The 15495-nt window shown below is 61.8% G+C and carries 12 protein-coding genes and 1 pseudogene; 5 read left to right on the forward strand and 8 right to left on the reverse strand.

All coding sequences use genetic code 11. The annotated features are described in order from the left end of the window. Positions 1-74 precede the first annotated feature (74 nt). The 5 genes and pseudogenes from TZ03_RS08705 to TZ03_RS29970 form a co-directional block, all read left to right on the forward strand. Positions 75-1043, forward strand: coding sequence for an ABC transporter substrate-binding protein (locus TZ03_RS08705; RefSeq protein WP_051097058.1), 969 nt, complete (start codon positions 75-77; stop codon positions 1041-1043). A gap of 74 nt (positions 1044-1117) precedes the next feature. Then, positions 1118-1969, forward strand: a complete 852-nt coding sequence (locus TZ03_RS08710; RefSeq protein ID WP_051097060.1) for an ABC transporter permease — start codon at positions 1118-1120, stop codon at positions 1967-1969. Next, the gene (locus TZ03_RS08715; RefSeq protein WP_053388419.1) at positions 1966-2799 is read left to right on the forward strand and encodes a quaternary amine ABC transporter ATP-binding protein; all 834 of its coding nucleotides are present in this window, start codon (positions 1966-1968) and stop codon (positions 2797-2799) included. The genes TZ03_RS08710 and TZ03_RS08715 overlap by 4 nt, the downstream gene beginning before the upstream one ends. Before the next feature lie 12 nt (positions 2800-2811). Continuing rightward, on the forward strand, positions 2812-4335 hold the full coding sequence (gene hutH / locus TZ03_RS08720) for a histidine ammonia-lyase (RefSeq protein ID WP_051097061.1): 1524 nt from the start codon (positions 2812-2814) through the stop codon (positions 4333-4335). 383 nt (positions 4336-4718) lie between these two features. After that, positions 4719-4859 (forward strand): annotated as a pseudogene (locus tag TZ03_RS29970) (toxin YhaV); the annotation flags it as partial. 11 nt (positions 4860-4870) lie between these two features. On the opposite strand, the gene TZ03_RS08730 reads toward TZ03_RS29970, so the two are convergent. The 8 genes from TZ03_RS08730 to phbB form a co-directional block, all read right to left on the reverse strand. Then, on the reverse strand, positions 4871-5623 hold the full coding sequence (locus tag TZ03_RS08730) for a transporter substrate-binding domain-containing protein (protein ID WP_051097064.1): 753 nt from the start codon (positions 5621-5623) through the stop codon (positions 4871-4873). Between the two features lie 42 nt (positions 5624-5665). Continuing rightward, complete coding sequence (locus tag TZ03_RS08735; RefSeq protein WP_051097066.1) at positions 5666-6919, reverse strand: OprD family porin; 1254 nt, start codon at positions 6917-6919, stop codon at positions 5666-5668. Positions 6920-7002: 83 nt separating this feature from the next. Next, complete coding sequence (locus tag TZ03_RS08740) at positions 7003-8319, reverse strand: MFS transporter (RefSeq protein WP_051097068.1); 1317 nt, start codon at positions 8317-8319, stop codon at positions 7003-7005. Between the two features lie 63 nt (positions 8320-8382). Beyond that, positions 8383-9435, reverse strand: coding sequence for a lactonase family protein (locus TZ03_RS08745; RefSeq protein ID WP_051097070.1), 1053 nt, complete (start codon positions 9433-9435; stop codon positions 8383-8385). Positions 9436-9478: 43 nt separating this feature from the next. Next, positions 9479-12151, reverse strand: coding sequence for an aconitate hydratase AcnA (gene acnA / locus TZ03_RS08750; protein WP_051097072.1), 2673 nt, complete (start codon positions 12149-12151; stop codon positions 9479-9481). Positions 12152-12301: 150 nt separating this feature from the next. After that, the gene (locus tag TZ03_RS08755) at positions 12302-13189 is read right to left on the reverse strand and encodes a LysR substrate-binding domain-containing protein (RefSeq protein WP_051097074.1); all 888 of its coding nucleotides are present in this window, start codon (positions 13187-13189) and stop codon (positions 12302-12304) included. 58 nt (positions 13190-13247) lie between these two features. Then, positions 13248-14579 carry a CitMHS family transporter gene (locus TZ03_RS08760; protein WP_051097076.1) on the reverse strand — a complete coding sequence of 444 codons (1332 nt, stop codon included), beginning with the start codon at positions 14577-14579 and terminating at the stop codon, positions 13248-13250. Between the two features lie 84 nt (positions 14580-14663). Continuing rightward, on the reverse strand, positions 14664-15407 hold the full coding sequence (phbB, locus tag TZ03_RS08765; RefSeq protein WP_051097077.1) for an acetoacetyl-CoA reductase: 744 nt from the start codon (positions 15405-15407) through the stop codon (positions 14664-14666). Positions 15408-15495 lie beyond the last annotated feature (88 nt).

Raw genomic sequence — 15495 nt, forward strand, 5'->3', positions numbered from 1 at the left:
TTATTATTTTATCCTTTTTTGAGGTTGTGAAATATTTCTCCCGCGCAGTGATCATCTTGTTTGGGAGCGTCACAATGAAAATTACAAAGGCTCTGCTGACCACGACACTTTCTTTCGGGCTCCTGGCGTCCGCTGGGGCCAGCCAGGCGGCCGGTTGGTGCGAGTCTGGCAAACCGGTGAAATTCGCAGGTTTGAACTGGGAAAGCGGGATGCTGCTCACTGACGTGATGCAGTTCGTGCTGAAACATGGCTATGGCTGTGATACCGATAGCCTGCCGGGTAACTCCATCTCCATGGAAAACGCCCTGAGCAGCAACGATATTCAGGTTTTTGCCGAAGAGTGGGTGGGGCGCAGCAAGGTCTGGAACAAGGCGGCGGCTGCCGGCAAGGTCGTTGGCGTCGGCTCGCCAGTCGTTGGCGCGGTCGAAGGCTGGTATGTGCCGCGTTATGTGATCGAAGGCGATGCCAAGCGCAAACTCGAAGCCAAGGCACCGAACCTCAAGACCATCGCCGATCTGGGGCAGTACGCCCAGGTGTTCAAGGATCCGGAAGAGCCGGACAAGGGGCGCTTCTACAATTGCCCGGCCGGCTGGACCTGCGAGTTGGACAACAGCGAGATGCTCAAGAGCTACGGCCTGGAGAGCACCTATACCAACTTCCGCCCGGGCACCGGCCCGGCACTGGATGCCGCCGTATTATCGAGCTACAAGCGTGGCGAGCCGATCCTTTTCTACTACTGGTCGCCAACCCCGCTGATGGGCCAGGCCGACCTGGTCAAGCTGGACGAGAAGCCAGGCGTGGATAAATCCGTGACCATCAAGGTAGGTGTGTCGAAGACCTTCCATGAGCAGGCGCCGGAACTGGTGGCGGTGCTGGAAAAGGTCAGCCTGCCGATCGATCTGCTGAACCAGAACCTGGCGCGCATGAGCAAGGAGCGTATCGAGTCGCCGGAACTGGCCAGGTTGTTCCTCAAGGAGCACCCCGAAGTCTGGCACAGCTGGGTCATCGAAGACGCAGCCAAAAAGGTAGACGCGGCACTCTGAGCCGTGGACTCGTCCGGCTTCTGCCGGATAAGCCACACGACAGTCCGCTTCATACACTTGCTCGAGATAATTCCATGTTTCCCAAAAACTTCACGTTTTCCATTGCCGACTGGGTCAATGGCTGGGTCGATGCGCTGGTAACCAACTACGGTGACGTGTTCCGACATATCTCCGACACCCTGCTGTGGGCCATCGTCAACCTCGAAGGCCTGTTGCGAGCAATACCCTGGTGGCTGATGCTGGCCATCGTCGCTGGTATTGCCTGGCACGCCACCCGCAAAGTCGTGACCACTGCAGTGATCGTCGGCTTGCTCTTCCTGGTCGGTGCGGTCGGTCTCTGGGACAAGCTGATGCAGACCCTGGCACTGATGCTGGTAGCAACGCTGATATCGGTGCTGGTCGGCATTCCGCTGGGTATCCTGTCGGCACGCAGCGATCGCCTGCGGACGGTGTTGATGCCGCTACTCGACATCATGCAAACCATGCCCAGCTTCGTGTACCTGATTCCGGTACTGATGCTGTTCGGCCTGGGCAAGGTGCCGGCGATCTTTGCCACCGTCATCTATGCCGCCCCGCCGCTGATTCGCCTTACCGACCTGGGCATTCGCCAAGTGGATGGTGAGGTCATGGAGGCGATCAATGCATTCGGTGCCAATCGCATGCAACAACTGTTCGGCGTGCAACTGCCACTGGCGTTGCCGAGCATCATGGCCGGTATCAACCAGACCACCATGATGTCCCTGTCGATGGTGGTCATCGCGTCGATGATTGGTGCCCGTGGCTTGGGTGAAGACGTCCTGGTCGGTATCCAGACCCTGAATGTGGGCCGCGGCCTCGAAGCGGGCCTGGCCATTGTGATTCTGGCGGTTGTGATCGACCGCATTACTCAGGCCTATGGCCGGCCACGGCATGGGGTGGGCAAATGAGCGCCAAGCAGACGATGAACAAGATCGAAGTCAAAAATGTCTTCAAGATATTCGGTGCTCGCGCCGAAGATGCCCTGAAATTGATCCGCCAGAAAAAAACCAAAGATCAGGTCCGGGCCGAAACCGGCTGCGTGGTCGGGGTCAACAATCTGTCGTTGTCCATCGGCAGCGGTGAGATCTTCGTGATCATGGGGCTGTCGGGTTCTGGCAAGTCGACCCTGGTGCGTCACTTCAACCGCCTGATCGACCCGAGCAGCGGCGAGATACTGGTCGATGGCGAGGACATTCTGCAATACGACATGGAAGCCCTGCGCGAATTCCGCCGGCACAAGATCAGCATGGTGTTCCAGAGCTTCGGCCTGTTGCCACACCGCACCGTGCTGGACAACGTCGCTTACGGCCTGAAAGTCCGTGGCGAGAGCAAGGCCATGTGCGCCGAACGTGCCCTGCACTGGATCAACACCGTGGGCCTCAAGGGTTACGAAAAATCGTACCCGCACCAGTTGTCGGGCGGCATGCGTCAGCGCGTCGGCCTGGCCCGTGCTTTGGCTGCCGACACCGACATCATCCTCATGGACGAGGCCTTCAGTGCGCTCGACCCGCTGATTCGTACCGAAATGCAGGACCAGTTGCTGGAACTGCAAAAAACCCTGCACAAGACCATCGTCTTCATCACTCACGACCTGGACGAAGCAGTGCGTATCGGCAACCGAATTGCCATTCTCAAGGACGGTCGCCTGATCCAGGTCGGCACGCCGAAAGAAATCCTCTACCAGCCTGCGGACGAATACGTAGATCGCTTCGTGCAGCGCCGCGTAGCTTCGCTTTAAGGAGCCGGGTGTATGTCGTTTGCCAAAAAAATCATCATCGCCGAGGCGCCAGTTCGTTGGCAGGACGTGGTGGCCGTGGCCCGGCATGGGGCGGAGCTTGAGCTGGCTCCATCGGCCTGGGCGCGAATCGAGAACGCCCAGGCGATTGTCCAGCGCATCGTTTCCAGCGGTGAACGCGCCTATGGCGTCAACACCGGGCTTGGCGCCTTGTGCAATGTCTCGTTGCAGGACGAACAACTCAGCCGACTGTCGCACAACACCTTGCTTAGCCATGCCTGTGGCGTGGGTACAGTGCTATCAGACGAACAGACCCGAGCGATAATATGCGCGGCGATCATCAATTTCTGCCAGGGACGTTCCGGCCTTCAGCGCAAGGTGGTCGAAGCGCTGCTGACCTTGCTCAACCAGCACATCACCCCGCAGGTCCCGAAACAGGGGTCGGTAGGGTATCTGACCCACATGGCCCATATCAGCATCAGCTTGCTGGGAGTCGGCCAGGTCAGCTATCGCGGCCAGATCGTGCCGGCACAGCAAGCCTTGGCCGAGATCGGCCTGGCGCCGGTCAAACTGGGTGCCAAGGATGGTCTGTGCCTGGTCAACGGTACCCCTTGCATGACCGGTCTGAGCTGCCTGTCTTTGGACGACGCCACTCGGTTGAGCCAATGGGCGGACGTTATCGGCGCCATGAGCTTCGAGGCCCTGCGCGGCCAACTCGATGCCTTCGACCCTGAAGTCATCGCGATGAAACCGCACCCTGGCATGCAGCGCGTGGGCAGCAACTTGCGGCGCCTGCTCGACGGCAGCGAAATCATTGCCAGCAGCCATGGCATTCGCACCCAGGACGCCTTGAGCATTCGCTCGATTCCGCAGGTTCATGGCGCCGCGCGCGATCAGTTGGAGCATGCTGCGCGGCAGATCGAAACCGAACTCAACTCCACGACCGACAACCCGATGTTGCTGGGCACACCCGAGTCGTATCGGGTGGTTTCCCAGGCGAATCCGCACGGCCAGTCCGTGGCCATGGCGGCCGACTTGCTGGCAATCGCCGTGGCCGAGATCGGGGCGATTGCCGAGCGTCGTATCGATCGCCTGATCAACCCGTTGGTCAGCGGTTTGCCGGCCTTCCTGGTCAGTCAACCGGGTGTGAATTCGGGCATGATGATCGTCCAATACGTGGCCGCTTCACTGTGTGCAGAAAACCGTCAGCTGGCACAACCGGCAGTCATCGACAACTACGTCACCTCCGGTCTGCAGGAGGATCATCTGAGCATGGGCACCAATGCCGGGTTGAAGCTGCACCGCGCCCTGGAAAACTGTACGCAGATCCTCGCCATCGAATACCTGTTGGCGGCCCAGGCCTTCGAGTTCCTCAAGGAGCAGCGCTTTGGCGCAGGTACCAACGTTGCCTGGCGATTGTTGCGCGAACGAGTCCCGGCCTATGCCCAAGACCGTTGGCTGGCCCCGGATATCGCCAGCAGTGCATCGATCCTGAAGGATCCCGGCCTGCTTGGCGCTGCCTTCCCCGAGCTGCTATGACAATTGCACAACTCATTCAAACGCCGGCCATGATCCATTGGAATAGCCACAGACAAGTTGCAGGCTGAACACAATCCCTCTTTGAAACCCGGCCACCGCGCCCAATGCCAGTCAGTTAAGCAATTTGCGGCCCATCGCTGGCAAGCTCCCACAGGTACCGCGCAGAGTTCAGAAATTGCGCGATCCCTGTAGGAGATCACCCAGCCCTGCAGGGCTGCGCTGTCGCGCAGAGAACAGGGGGCATTGTGGGAGCGGGCTTGTCCCGCGAAGCAGGCGACGCAATTTATGGCACCGGCTTTGCCGGTGTTCGCGGGACAAGCCCGCCCCACACAACCATAGTAAAATCAATAAGTTAAAGCTTTTTCTATGGAGATGGCTGGACACTGTTGTTCCATGAAGGTGTGACTTTACAGCTACGCAAATTGCAAGAAGCCGCCGCCCGGGCCGAGCAGAACGGCCCGCAAGGTTTTGAAAGCAACGCCAACGTGAAGCTGTTTCGGGCATTGAGCCATCTGATCATGGAGTAAGAACCCGGTCATTCTCGCTGTAGTCCACCAGGCAAGCGCGGTGCGCTGACGTCGGTTTGGCCGGTGGCCAGCAAGGCGCCACGAACAAACCCACTATGCAGCTGGCGCTCGACGTAATCGCGCACATAGGCAGCCGCATGCCGGCGGCCACGGGGCACTGCCATGGCCTGGCGGATCGCGGTGAATGCGCCATCCAGGACGCGGTAGCGCGCATCGCTGTCTGCCACTTTCTGCAGCGGCTGACGAACGCCAGCAGCAGCGTCCAGGCGTTGCTCGATGAACAGGTCGACGGCACCGGCGGAGGTGTCGGCCCGCACCAGTTCAGCATTCTCGAGGGTACGGCTCAGGTACAGGTCATAGGCGGCGCCTTTGCCGACGGCCAGGCGCAGGCAGGCCTGATCCAGTTCCTCAACGCGCTGGTACGGGGCGTCGTGGTTGACCAGGTAGGTACCTTCGATCAGCACATAGGGTTCGCTGAAGGCGATCTGCGCTTCACGAACCGGCTCAATGGCCAGGAAGGCCAGGTTCCAGGCGCCCTCCTCCAAGGCGGCGAACACCTTGCCGGCGGCGTCGAAGGTGCGCATTTCAATGCTGACGCCCAGTTCTTCGGCTAGAGCCTTGGCCAGAGCGACCGAAACGCCCAGAGGTTCGCCGTCGGGGCCACGCTGGGCAAGGACCGGGTTGCCAAGGTTGATGGCGACCTGCAGGATGCCATTGGGAGCGAGTTCGGCCAGCACTTGCTGCGAGATTGCATTTGACATGAGTTTTTCCATTGTCTGGGCGGGCTTGTCCGCGAATGGGCCTTACCAGATAGGCAAGGTGTAGGAAATGATCAGGCGGTTCTCGTCGGCACCGCGAGCGAAGTTGGAACGGTACGCCGCATTACGCCAGCGGATGCCGACGTTTTTCAAGGGCCCGGCCTGGATCACATAGGCGATATCGGTGTTGCGTTCCCATTCACGGCCTTCGCCTGCCAAGGTGGCGGCGTCAGCATGGTCGCCCTTGACGTAGCGGCTCATGAAGCTCAGGCCAGGGAGGCCCAGCGCGGCGAAGTCGTAGTCATAACGCAGTTGCCATGAACGTTCGCCTGGCTCGGCGAAGTCGTTGATCTGGATGTAGTTGGCCAGATATGGATCGGTGCCGTTGAGGAACGGCATCGAGGTGTCGCCGTTCATCTTCTGCAGGCCCAGACCCAGCGAGTGGCCGCCCAGGCTGTAGGTGAACATCCCGCTCAGCGCGCCGCTATCGATGGCGCCGCCACGAGCCGCGCCGTTGTCATCGCTGAGCATGTAGCGCAGGTCGCTTTTGAGCTTGCCGGGCCCGACGCTCCAGACATGGTTGAGGCCGAAGAAGCTCTGTCGGTACACGTCCTGCAGCTGGGCATACTGGTAGCTCAGGGTCAGCTGCTTGCCGAACGCATAGTCTGCGCCGCCAACCCAATAGTCGTCGCCTTCAACCACTCCGGCGAAACGGCGGTTCTTGTTGTTCAGGGTGATCTTCGCAGCATCGGTGGAGTCGCGGTCGGTCATGCGGTTGAAGCGTGCGCCGGTGAGGGTCAGGCCATCGACCTCCTTGACCGTCAGCAAGCCGCCATCGAAGGTCTGCGGCAGGATGCGCCCGGTATTGGCTTGCACAGTCGGCAGCTTGGGAATCAGCGTGCCGTATTTCAGCTCGCTGTTGGAGACTTTGACCTTGGCGGTCAGGCCCAAGCGGCTGAATTCATCGGCGGCACGACCATCGTCGTGGACAGGCAGCAGCCCAGAGCCGGCTCGGTCGGGGCTGGAGTCCAGCTTGAGGCCGAGCAGGCCCAGCACGTCGACACCAAAACCGACCGTGCCAGGGGTGTAGCCGGAGCGGAAATCGAAGAGAAAGCCCTGGGCCCACTCCTCACGTTTCGACTGGCCGGCGCCATCGCGAAAGTCGCGGTTGAAATAATAGTTCTGTAGTTGCAGGCTGCCTTTGCTGTCCTCGAAAAACCCTTCGGCACTGGCAGTGCCGGCGGCCAGGAAAAGCGACAGGGCGATCAGGGTACGCAGGATATTCTTGTTGTTATGCATCTGGCGGTTCCGTTTTTCGGGCAAGGGTTCGCCGGGCCTGGGCGAGATGCCAGGCCAGAGCGGGCGTGATTGAAGCGGGGAAATCAGTGAGCGGAGGCGGCCAACGGTTGGCCCGGTTCCTTGTTGTGCACGCGCATGAACAGTGTCATCAGGAAAGCCACCAGCAACAGCGCGCTAAGGAACATCAACCCGGTAGCGGCGCTGCCACTCTCGCCTTTGACCACGCCAATCATCGACGGGCCGACGAAGCCGCCCAGGTTGCCGATGGAGTTGATCACGGCGATCGACACGGCTGCAGTGGCGCGGTCCAGGAACAGTGTCGGCAGCGCCCAGAACGGCGACTTGAAGCTGTACAACCCGGACAGCGCGACACAGATCATCGCCATTGACGCCATCGCCCCCGGCAGCATGCCGGCACCGACCAGGCCGATGGCGGCCACCGCCAGTGGAATCGCCGAGTGCAGCTTGCGTTCATTGCGCCGGTCGGAGCTACGCGACCAGATCACCATGGCCACGGTGGCCACAATGTACGGCAGCATGGCGATCAGGCCGATCTGGGTGTGGGTCAGATCGCTGGAGAAGCCCTTGATGATTTGCGGCATCCAGTAGCCGACGCCGAGGCTGCCGCACTGGTAGACGAAATAGATGAATGCCAGGTACAGAACCTTGGGGTTGATCATGGTCTTGAACACGCCCAGGCGCTTTACGTTCTTGCGGCTCTGGCGGTCGCGTTCGAGTTCGGCCAGCAGCCATTCTTTCTCGGCGTGGGTGAGCCATTTGGCCTGCTCGGGCTTGTCGGTCAGGAAGAAGAAGCAGGCCACTCCGAGGAACACGGCCGGCACCCCTTCGAGGAACAGCATCCAGCGCCATCCGCTCCAGTCCAGCCATTTGATGTTGTCCATGATCCAGGTGGAAAGCGGCGCACCGATGATGTAGCTGACCGGAATTGCGGCGGTGAACAGCGCGACAGTGGTCGCCAGCTCTTTGGAACGGAACCAGTAAGTCAGGTAGACGATCACGCCCGGGAAGAAGCCGGCCTCGGCCACCCCAAGGAAGAAGCGCAACACATACAGCTGGTTGGCAGTCTGGGCAAAGGCGGTAGCCGCCGCGATCAGGCCCCAGGTCACCAGGATCCGGGCAATCCACACTCGGGCGCCGTACTTGTTGAGCATGACGTTGCTCGGCACTTCGAACAGGAAGTAGCCGATGAAGAAGATTCCGGAGATAAAGCCGAACGCCTCGCTGGTCAGGGCCAGCTCCTTGTTCATCTCCAGCGCCGCGTAGCCGATGTTGGCGCGGTCCAGGTAAGACACGATGTAGAGCAGGAACATGAAGGGGATGATGCGCAGGGTGACCTTGCGGACCGTAGCCTGTTCATCGACAGTCTTGTTGTTGTTCATGGCGACCTCACTGTGAAGCGGACCTTGGCCCGCCCCTTTTCATTGTTATCGGTACAACTGGTTTCAGGCAGAAAAAACCATGCAGACCGGACTGCCGGTCGACACCGAGAAGCCCGTCTTGCTCAAGCGTCCGTGCTGCGCATCGACAGCCAGGGCCACGATGCTGTCGCTGTCTTCATTCAGAGCGAAGACGAAGCGTTGATTGGGAGTCAGCGCGAAGAAGCGCGGTGTGCAGCCACCGCTCGGCGCCACGTCGACCAGTGACAGCAGGCCGCTGTGCAGGTCGATAGCGAACACCGCGATGCTGTCGTAACCCCGGTTGGAGGCATAGACGAAGCGCCCGTCGCGGCTAACTTCGATTTCCGAGGCGCGGCTGTTGCCGGTGTAGGTCGAGGGCAGCGACGACACCACCTGCAACGGCTGGAGTGCCCCGGTCCCGGTATCGAGGCGATAGCTGGTCACGCTGGAATCCAGCTCGTTGATCACGAACGCGTAGGGCGCAGCAGGGTGCAGCGCGATATGCCGCGGCCCGGCGCCTTCGCGGCTGGCCACGAACGGTTGCGCACACGGGTGCAGCCTGCCGTCGGCGAAACGGAAGCTGAACACCCGGTCCAGGCCCTTGTCGGGCACCAGCACGAACTGCCCGCTGACGTCGAACGGGTTGAAATGCGGCTTGGCGAAGGGCTGTTCAACCCGGTGCGGGCCCACCGGTCCTTCCAGCGACACCAATTGCGAGACATCGCCCAGGCGACCGTCAATTTCCACGTCCATCACCGCCAGGGTGCCGGTGATGTGATTGGACACCACCAGGTGCCGTTCGCTCGGGTCCAACGCCAGGTGCACCGGGTTGCGCCCTTCGCAGCTGCGGGTATTGAGCAGGCTGAGGGTGCCGTCTTCGCGGTTCACGCAAAAAGCGCTGACTTCACCCAAGTCGCCGTGCACGGTGTACAAGCGGTCACCGGCGCGGTTCATGGCCAGGAACGATGGGTTGACCAGGTCGCCGACCACTTGGATACGCTCCAGGGTGCCGGCCTCCTGATCCACCTCATAAACTGTGATGCCGTCGCCCCGGGCGTTCCGCTCGCGGGTCGTACGTGATCCGACATAGGCATACATAATGTGGAGCTCTCCCGTTCTCAGGTTCGATTGAAAGCGGGGGTCAGCCGCGGGTGCGCTTGACCACTTTGCGGATTACGTACGGCAGCACACCGCCGTTGGTGAGGTAGCGAATCTCCTGCAACGAGTCGATCCGGGCAACCAGCTGCACCTCATCGCGAAGGCCGTCTTCGCGGCGGATCACCAAGCCGATGGCGTTGTCGCCCACGGTCAACTCGTCCAAGCCAACGAAGTCGAACTGCTCGCTGCCGTCCAGGTTCAGGTCATCCACACCCTGCCCTTCAACGAACAGCAGCGGCAGCACGCCCATGCCGATCAGGTTGCTGCGGTGAATGCGCTCGATGCTGCGCGCCACCACGGCACGCACGCCTAGCAGGGCTTGGGCCTTGGCAGCCCAGTCGCGGCTGGAACCGGCCCCGTAGTTGATGCCGGCGAAGATCACCATCGGCGTGCCGGCGTAACTGGCAGCCGCGTCGTAGAGCGGTTGGCACTGGCTGTGATCGGCGCTCCAAGCCCACGCGCCCGGGCCGGGTTGCTGCTCGCCGAGCAAGCGATTCCTGACCGACTTGTTGGTAAAGGCGCCGCGCAGCATCACTTCGTGGTTGCTGCGGCGCGTGGAGTACTGGTTCAGGTCCTGTGGGTCTTCGCCGCGCGCCAGCAGCCACTCCCCCGCCTGGCTGGCAGCCGGAATGGCGCCAGCGGGCGAAATGTGGTCGGTGGTGACGTTATCGCCCAGCACCATCAGCGGCCGTGCGCCCTGAATCGCCAGGCTGGCTTTGGGCTCGGCCTGGATATCGGCCAGGTATTGTGGGCGACGCAGGTAGGTCGAGCGCGGGTCCCAGGGGAACTGCACGCTGCCTTCGGCCGACAGGGCCTGCCAGTGGTGGGTACCGTCCCATACCGTGGCCATCCGCTGCTGGAAGAACTCGGGTTTGACCACCCGCGCCGCCATGGCTGCCACCTCTTCGTCGCTGGGCATCAGGTCGTGGAGGAACACCGGGTTGCCCGCGCGATCCTCGCCAAGCGCCTCACGTACAAGGTCGACTTCGATCGTACCGGCAATGGCGAAGGCCACGCACAAGGCGGGCGACGCCAGGTAGCCGGCCGGAACCTTCGGGTTCACCCGGCCTTCGAAATTGCGATTGCCCGAGAGCACGACCACGCCTTTGAGGCCTTGGTCGGCAAAGGCCTCGACGTGCTCTTCGAGCTTGCCGGAGTTGCCGATACAGGTCATGCAGCCAAACCCGGCCAGCTCGAAGCCCAGTGCAGAAAAGTCTTGCAGCAGGTCGGCTGCGGCCAGGTAATCGGCCACCACCTGGGAGCCAGGCGACAGCGAGGTCTTCACCCAAGGCTTGCGCTGCAGGCCCAGGCGCCTGGCGTTACGCGCCAGCAGGCCGGCCTGGATCATCTGCGCCGGGTTGGCGGTGTTGGTGCAGCTGGTGATTGCCGAGATGACCACCGCGCCATGGCGTATCGGCTCACCGAACGACGGCTCGAAGTACTCCTCGGCCTTCGGCCCGGTGATTAGGTTGCCACCGCCCAGCACCTCGTCGCGGAACGAGGGGCCCGACTGCGACAGCGGCCGGCGCTGGTGCGGCTGGTAAGGGCCGGCGACGCTCGGCTCGATGCTCGCCAGGTCCAATTCGATCAGCTCGTCGAACACTGGCTCCGGCAAGTCGTCCCAACGATGCAGGCCTTGGGTGCACATGTAGCTTGCGGCCTGCCGGCACAGTTCCGGGGAGCGGCCGGTGAGTTTCAGATAATCCAGCGTCTGGTCATCGAACGGGAAGAACACTACGGTCGCGCCGTACTCAGGCGCCATGTTCGACACAGTGCCGCGGGCTGCCCAACTCAAGGTGGTCAGGCCAGGCCCGGTGAATTCGACGAACTTGCCCACCACCGAGCGCTTGCGCAGGATCTCGGCGACGTGCAACGAAAGGTCGGTGGCGGTAACGCCGGGACGCAGCGCGTTGGTGACACGAAAACCGATCACCTGCGGGAAATTGATCGGCACCGGCTCGCCGACCATCGCCGCCTGCCCTTCCAGGCCGCCGACGCCCCAGCCGAGCACGCCAATGGCATTGATCATCGGCGTATGGCTGTCGGTGGCAACCATATCGTCCGGGTGCAGCAGGCGCCGGCCGTCCTCGGTACGGCTTTCCCACACCACCTTGGCCAATGCTTCCATGTTCATCTGATGGATGATGCCGGTGCCCGGCGGGATCACGCCGAAGTTGTTCAGGCTCTTCTGCGCCCATTTGATGAAGCGATAGCGTTCGCTGTTACGCCGAAAGTCGATGTCCAGGTTCTGCTCGACCGCCTCAGGCTCGGCGTAGCGCTCGACGATCACCGAATGATCGATGGTCAGCACCGCCGGAATCTGCGGGTTCATCGCCGCAGGGTCGCCCCCCAGCTCGGCGACCACGTCGCGCATGCCGGCAAAATCAGCCAGTGCCGGCAGGCAGGTGGTGTCGTGAAACATCAGGCGGTTGGGCTGAAACGGCACTTCGCAGTCAGGGCCCTGGCCGATGGCGCGGGCCAACACCGGCTCGAGGGCTTCGGGGGTACAACGCGCCACGTTCTCCAGCAGGATACGGATCGAATAAGGCAAGCGCTGCAGCTGACTCGGGTTCAGCAGCTTCTTCAGGTCGACGTAGGCAAAACTTACCTGGTCGATCTCCAGGGTGCTCATCAGGTCACGGACAGTCTCGGTCATGCTCGTATCGCTCGGCTTTTTATAGTGTTCACAGCCTGAAAAAAGGCAATCAGCGCTGTAGATGTGCCGATAGTAAGAGCAACCTGAAAGGATGAAAATTGGTCAATTACCACAGCAGCGTTCTCCGAACGAGAACGCTTGCCCGAGGCTCTACTCCGGTAATTTCAGGTGGTCGATGAAAGTTTTCAGGGTCGGCGAGGCACCGTCGTATTTACGCAACGCCAGCAGCAGCGTGCGCTGGGCCCACGGTTCGGCGAGGGTCACTGCCTTGAGCTTGTGGCTGCGCAGGTACTGGTCGATCACGCTGCGCGGCAGCACGGCGATACCCAGTCCGTTGGACACCATCCTGCACATGCAGTCGAAGCTGCTGATGCGGATGCGCAGCTTGAGGCTCATGTCGAGCTTCGCCGCCTCGCGGGTGAGCAAGGTGTGCATCGAGCTTTCCAGGTGCGGGCCAACCATCTCGTGCGCCAGCACCTCCTTGAAGTTGACACTCTTGCACGCAGCCAGCTCATGGCCACCGGGCACCACCAGAGTCAGCTCGTCGTGCCGGTACGGGTAGGTTTCCAGCCCCTGTGCCGGCGTCTGTACGGCGATGATGCCCAGATCCGCACGGCCATCGGCCACCGCACGCACCACCGCCGACCCCACCCGCTCCTCGATGTCGAACTTGATCTGCGGATAGGAGCGAGCAAAATCGGCAAGGTCCTGCGGCAGGAACTGGGACAGCGCGGAGGTGATCGCGTGAATCCGTATATGACCCTTCACCCCGCTCGCATAACCGCTCAGCTCAGTGTCGAGCTGGGCCATGGTCTGTTTGAGCTGCCGGGCATAAAACAGCAACGATTGCCCAGCCGGGGTCAGCTCGACCCCGCGGGCATTGCGCAGCAACAGGGGTGAACCGATCTGGGCTTCGAGCTCGGTGATGCGCTTGCTGATCGCCGACACGGCCACGTGCTTGATCCGGCTGGCGCGGGTGAGGTTGCGCTCCTGCGCAACGGTGATGAAAAGGTCCAGGCTGATTAGGTCGTAGCGCACTGAGAAAGTCCTGAAAGGCTGGAGCCGGGGCGTTCGGCGAACGCCCCGGTGTCAATGATCAGCCAGCACTCCATGGGAACAGACCGAAGCCCATGGCCACGAACATGATCACCATGCACAGGGCGAAGGCCCATTTCAACGTGTACTTCTGGTGGTCACTGAACTCTACCCCAGCCAGGCCGCACAACAAGTAGGTGGACGCCACCAGTGGGCTTAGCAAGTGGATGGGCTGGCCGACCAGCGAAGCGCGGCCGATTTCAGCGTGGGTGATGCCATACACCTCGGCGGCCTTGGCCAGCACCGGCAGCACGCCGTAGTAAAAGGCATCGTTGGACATGAAGAAGGTGCCGGGGATGCTCGCCAACGCGGTGATCGGCGCCATGTACGGCCCCCAGGTTTCCGGGAGCATGTCGAGGAAGCTCCTGGACATCGCGTCGACCATGCCGGTACCGGAAAGGATCCCGGCCAGGATGCCGGCGGCGAGGAAGATCGCGATCTGGTTCAGCGCCGTCGGCGCGTGGGCCGAGATGCGCCGGCGCTGGTCCTGCATGTGCGGGTAGTTGATCACCAGGGCGATGGAAAACGCGACCATGAACAGAATCGCCAGCGGCAGTACTTCCAGCACCAGCCCGGTCATCAGCGCGATGGTCAGGCCGGCGTTAAGCCAGAACAGCTTCGGTCGGCGCAGTTCGGCGTTCTCTTCCGAGAGCGAGGGGGTGGCTTCGTTGTCGGCGTCGTCGAACACGGTGGCCGCGGCGCCCAGCGACTGAGGCAAGGTGCCCAGGCGCTGGCGTTCACGTACACCGATGAACCAGGCCAGCAGCAATACACCCAGGAAACTGATGATCAGGGTGGGAATCAGCGGCAGGAACAGCTCCGAGGTTTCCACCTGCAACGAAGCGGCGGCACGGGCCAGCGGGCCGCCCCACGGCAGCAGGTTGGTCACGCTGGCGGCGAGGATCACCACGCAGGTCAGCGCCAGCGGGTCCAGACGCATGCGCTTGAACAGCGGCAACATGGCCGTGACAGTGATCATGTAGGTGGTCGAGCCGTCGCCATCGAGCGACACCAGGCCGGCCAGCAGCGCGGCGAATACCACCGCCTTCATCGGGTCGCCGCCGATCAGCTTGATGAACTTCTTGATGATCGGGTCGAACAGCCCGGTATCGAACATCACCCCAAAGTAGAGAATGGCGAACATCACCATGATCGCGGTCGGCGCCACCTTGCGCAGCCCCTCGATCATCATGCCGCCCATGTCCGGGCCGAAACCGGCGAGCAAGGCGAAGACGATCGGTACGGTGGTCATCGCCACCAGCGGCGACAGGCGTTTGGTCATGATCAGGGCCATGAAGGTCACGATCATGCCGTATCCAAGAATTGACAGCATTTGTATCACCTTGACGTAAAGTACAATTGTTTTTATGAGTCAGCGCCGGGGCGCATCAAGGTAGTGCTACAGCCGGAGCAGCCGTCAGCTCATGTGCAGGCCGCCATTGAGCGAGAAATCGGCCCCGTTTGCATAGCCCGATTCGTCGGATGCCAGCCACGCGCAGATGGCGGCGATCTCGTCCGGGGTGCCCAGGCGGCGCGCTGGGATGTCCTGGATGATGCGGTCCATCACCGCGCTGCTGGTCACCGAACGCAGCTTGGGGGTAGTGATGAAGCCTGGCGACACGGTGTTCACCGTTACCCCGCGCGAGCCCACCTCGCGGGCCAGTGCGCGGGTAAAGCCGCGGATCGCCGACTTGGCGGTGGAATAGTTGACCTGCCCGACCTGGCCGATCTGGGCGTTGACCGAGGAGATGTTGATCACCCGGCCCCAGCCGCGCGAGACCATGTCATCGACCACCTGACGGGTGACGTTGAACAGGGAATTGAGGTTGGTGTCGATCACGGTGCTCCAGTCGCTGGGCTGCATGTCGCGGAACACCACGTTGATTGCCGTGCCGGCATTGTTCACCAACACGTCCACCGGCCCAATGTCCTGTTTGATCCGGGCAAAAGCTTCCTGGCAGGACGCCCAGTCCGCCACATTGCCTTCGGAGGCGACGAATTCGAAGCCGCGGCGCTTTTGCTCAGCCAGCCATTCGTCCTTGTGCGGCGAGGCTGGGCCGCAGCCGACCACGACCGTGAAGCCGTCGCGGGCCAGGCGCTGGCAAATGGCGGTGCCCAGGGCGCCCATCCCTGCCGTGACATAGGCGATACGTTTGCTCATGTGTGTACTCCAATTATGTTTTTGTGGGGAGCATTGCCGGGCCACTGGCCGTGGCGGCTGCCGACTACTAAACGCCATCGCAAATTGT

This window comes from Pseudomonas sp. 10-1B, from assembly GCF_000935045.1.
Taxonomy (GTDB): domain Bacteria; phylum Pseudomonadota; class Gammaproteobacteria; order Pseudomonadales; family Pseudomonadaceae; genus Aquipseudomonas.

Coding starts and splice junctions, on each gene's coding strand:
- TZ03_RS08705 (WP_051097058.1), top strand. CDS start 75: ATGAAAATTACAAAGGCTCTGCTGACCACGACACTTTCTTTCGGGCTC.
- TZ03_RS08710 (WP_051097060.1), top strand. CDS start 1,118: ATGTTTCCCAAAAACTTCACGTTTTCCATTGCCGACTGGGTCAATGGC.
- TZ03_RS08715 (WP_053388419.1), top strand. CDS start 1,966: ATGAGCGCCAAGCAGACGATGAACAAGATCGAAGTCAAAAATGTCTTC.
- hutH (WP_051097061.1), top strand. CDS start 2,812: ATGTCGTTTGCCAAAAAAATCATCATCGCCGAGGCGCCAGTTCGTTGG.
- TZ03_RS08730 (WP_051097064.1), bottom strand. CDS start 5,623: ATGTCAAATGCAATCTCGCAGCAAGTGCTGGCCGAACTCGCTCCCAAT.
- TZ03_RS08735 (WP_051097066.1), bottom strand. CDS start 6,919: ATGCATAACAACAAGAATATCCTGCGTACCCTGATCGCCCTGTCGCTT.
- TZ03_RS08740 (WP_051097068.1), bottom strand. CDS start 8,319: ATGAACAACAACAAGACTGTCGATGAACAGGCTACGGTCCGCAAGGTC.
- TZ03_RS08745 (WP_051097070.1), bottom strand. CDS start 9,435: ATGTATGCCTATGTCGGATCACGTACGACCCGCGAGCGGAACGCCCGG.
- acnA (WP_051097072.1), bottom strand. CDS start 12,151: ATGACCGAGACTGTCCGTGACCTGATGAGCACCCTGGAGATCGACCAG.
- TZ03_RS08760 (WP_051097076.1), bottom strand. CDS start 14,579: ATGCTGTCAATTCTTGGATACGGCATGATCGTGACCTTCATGGCCCTG.
- phbB (WP_051097077.1), bottom strand. CDS start 15,407: ATGAGCAAACGTATCGCCTATGTCACGGCAGGGATGGGCGCCCTGGGC.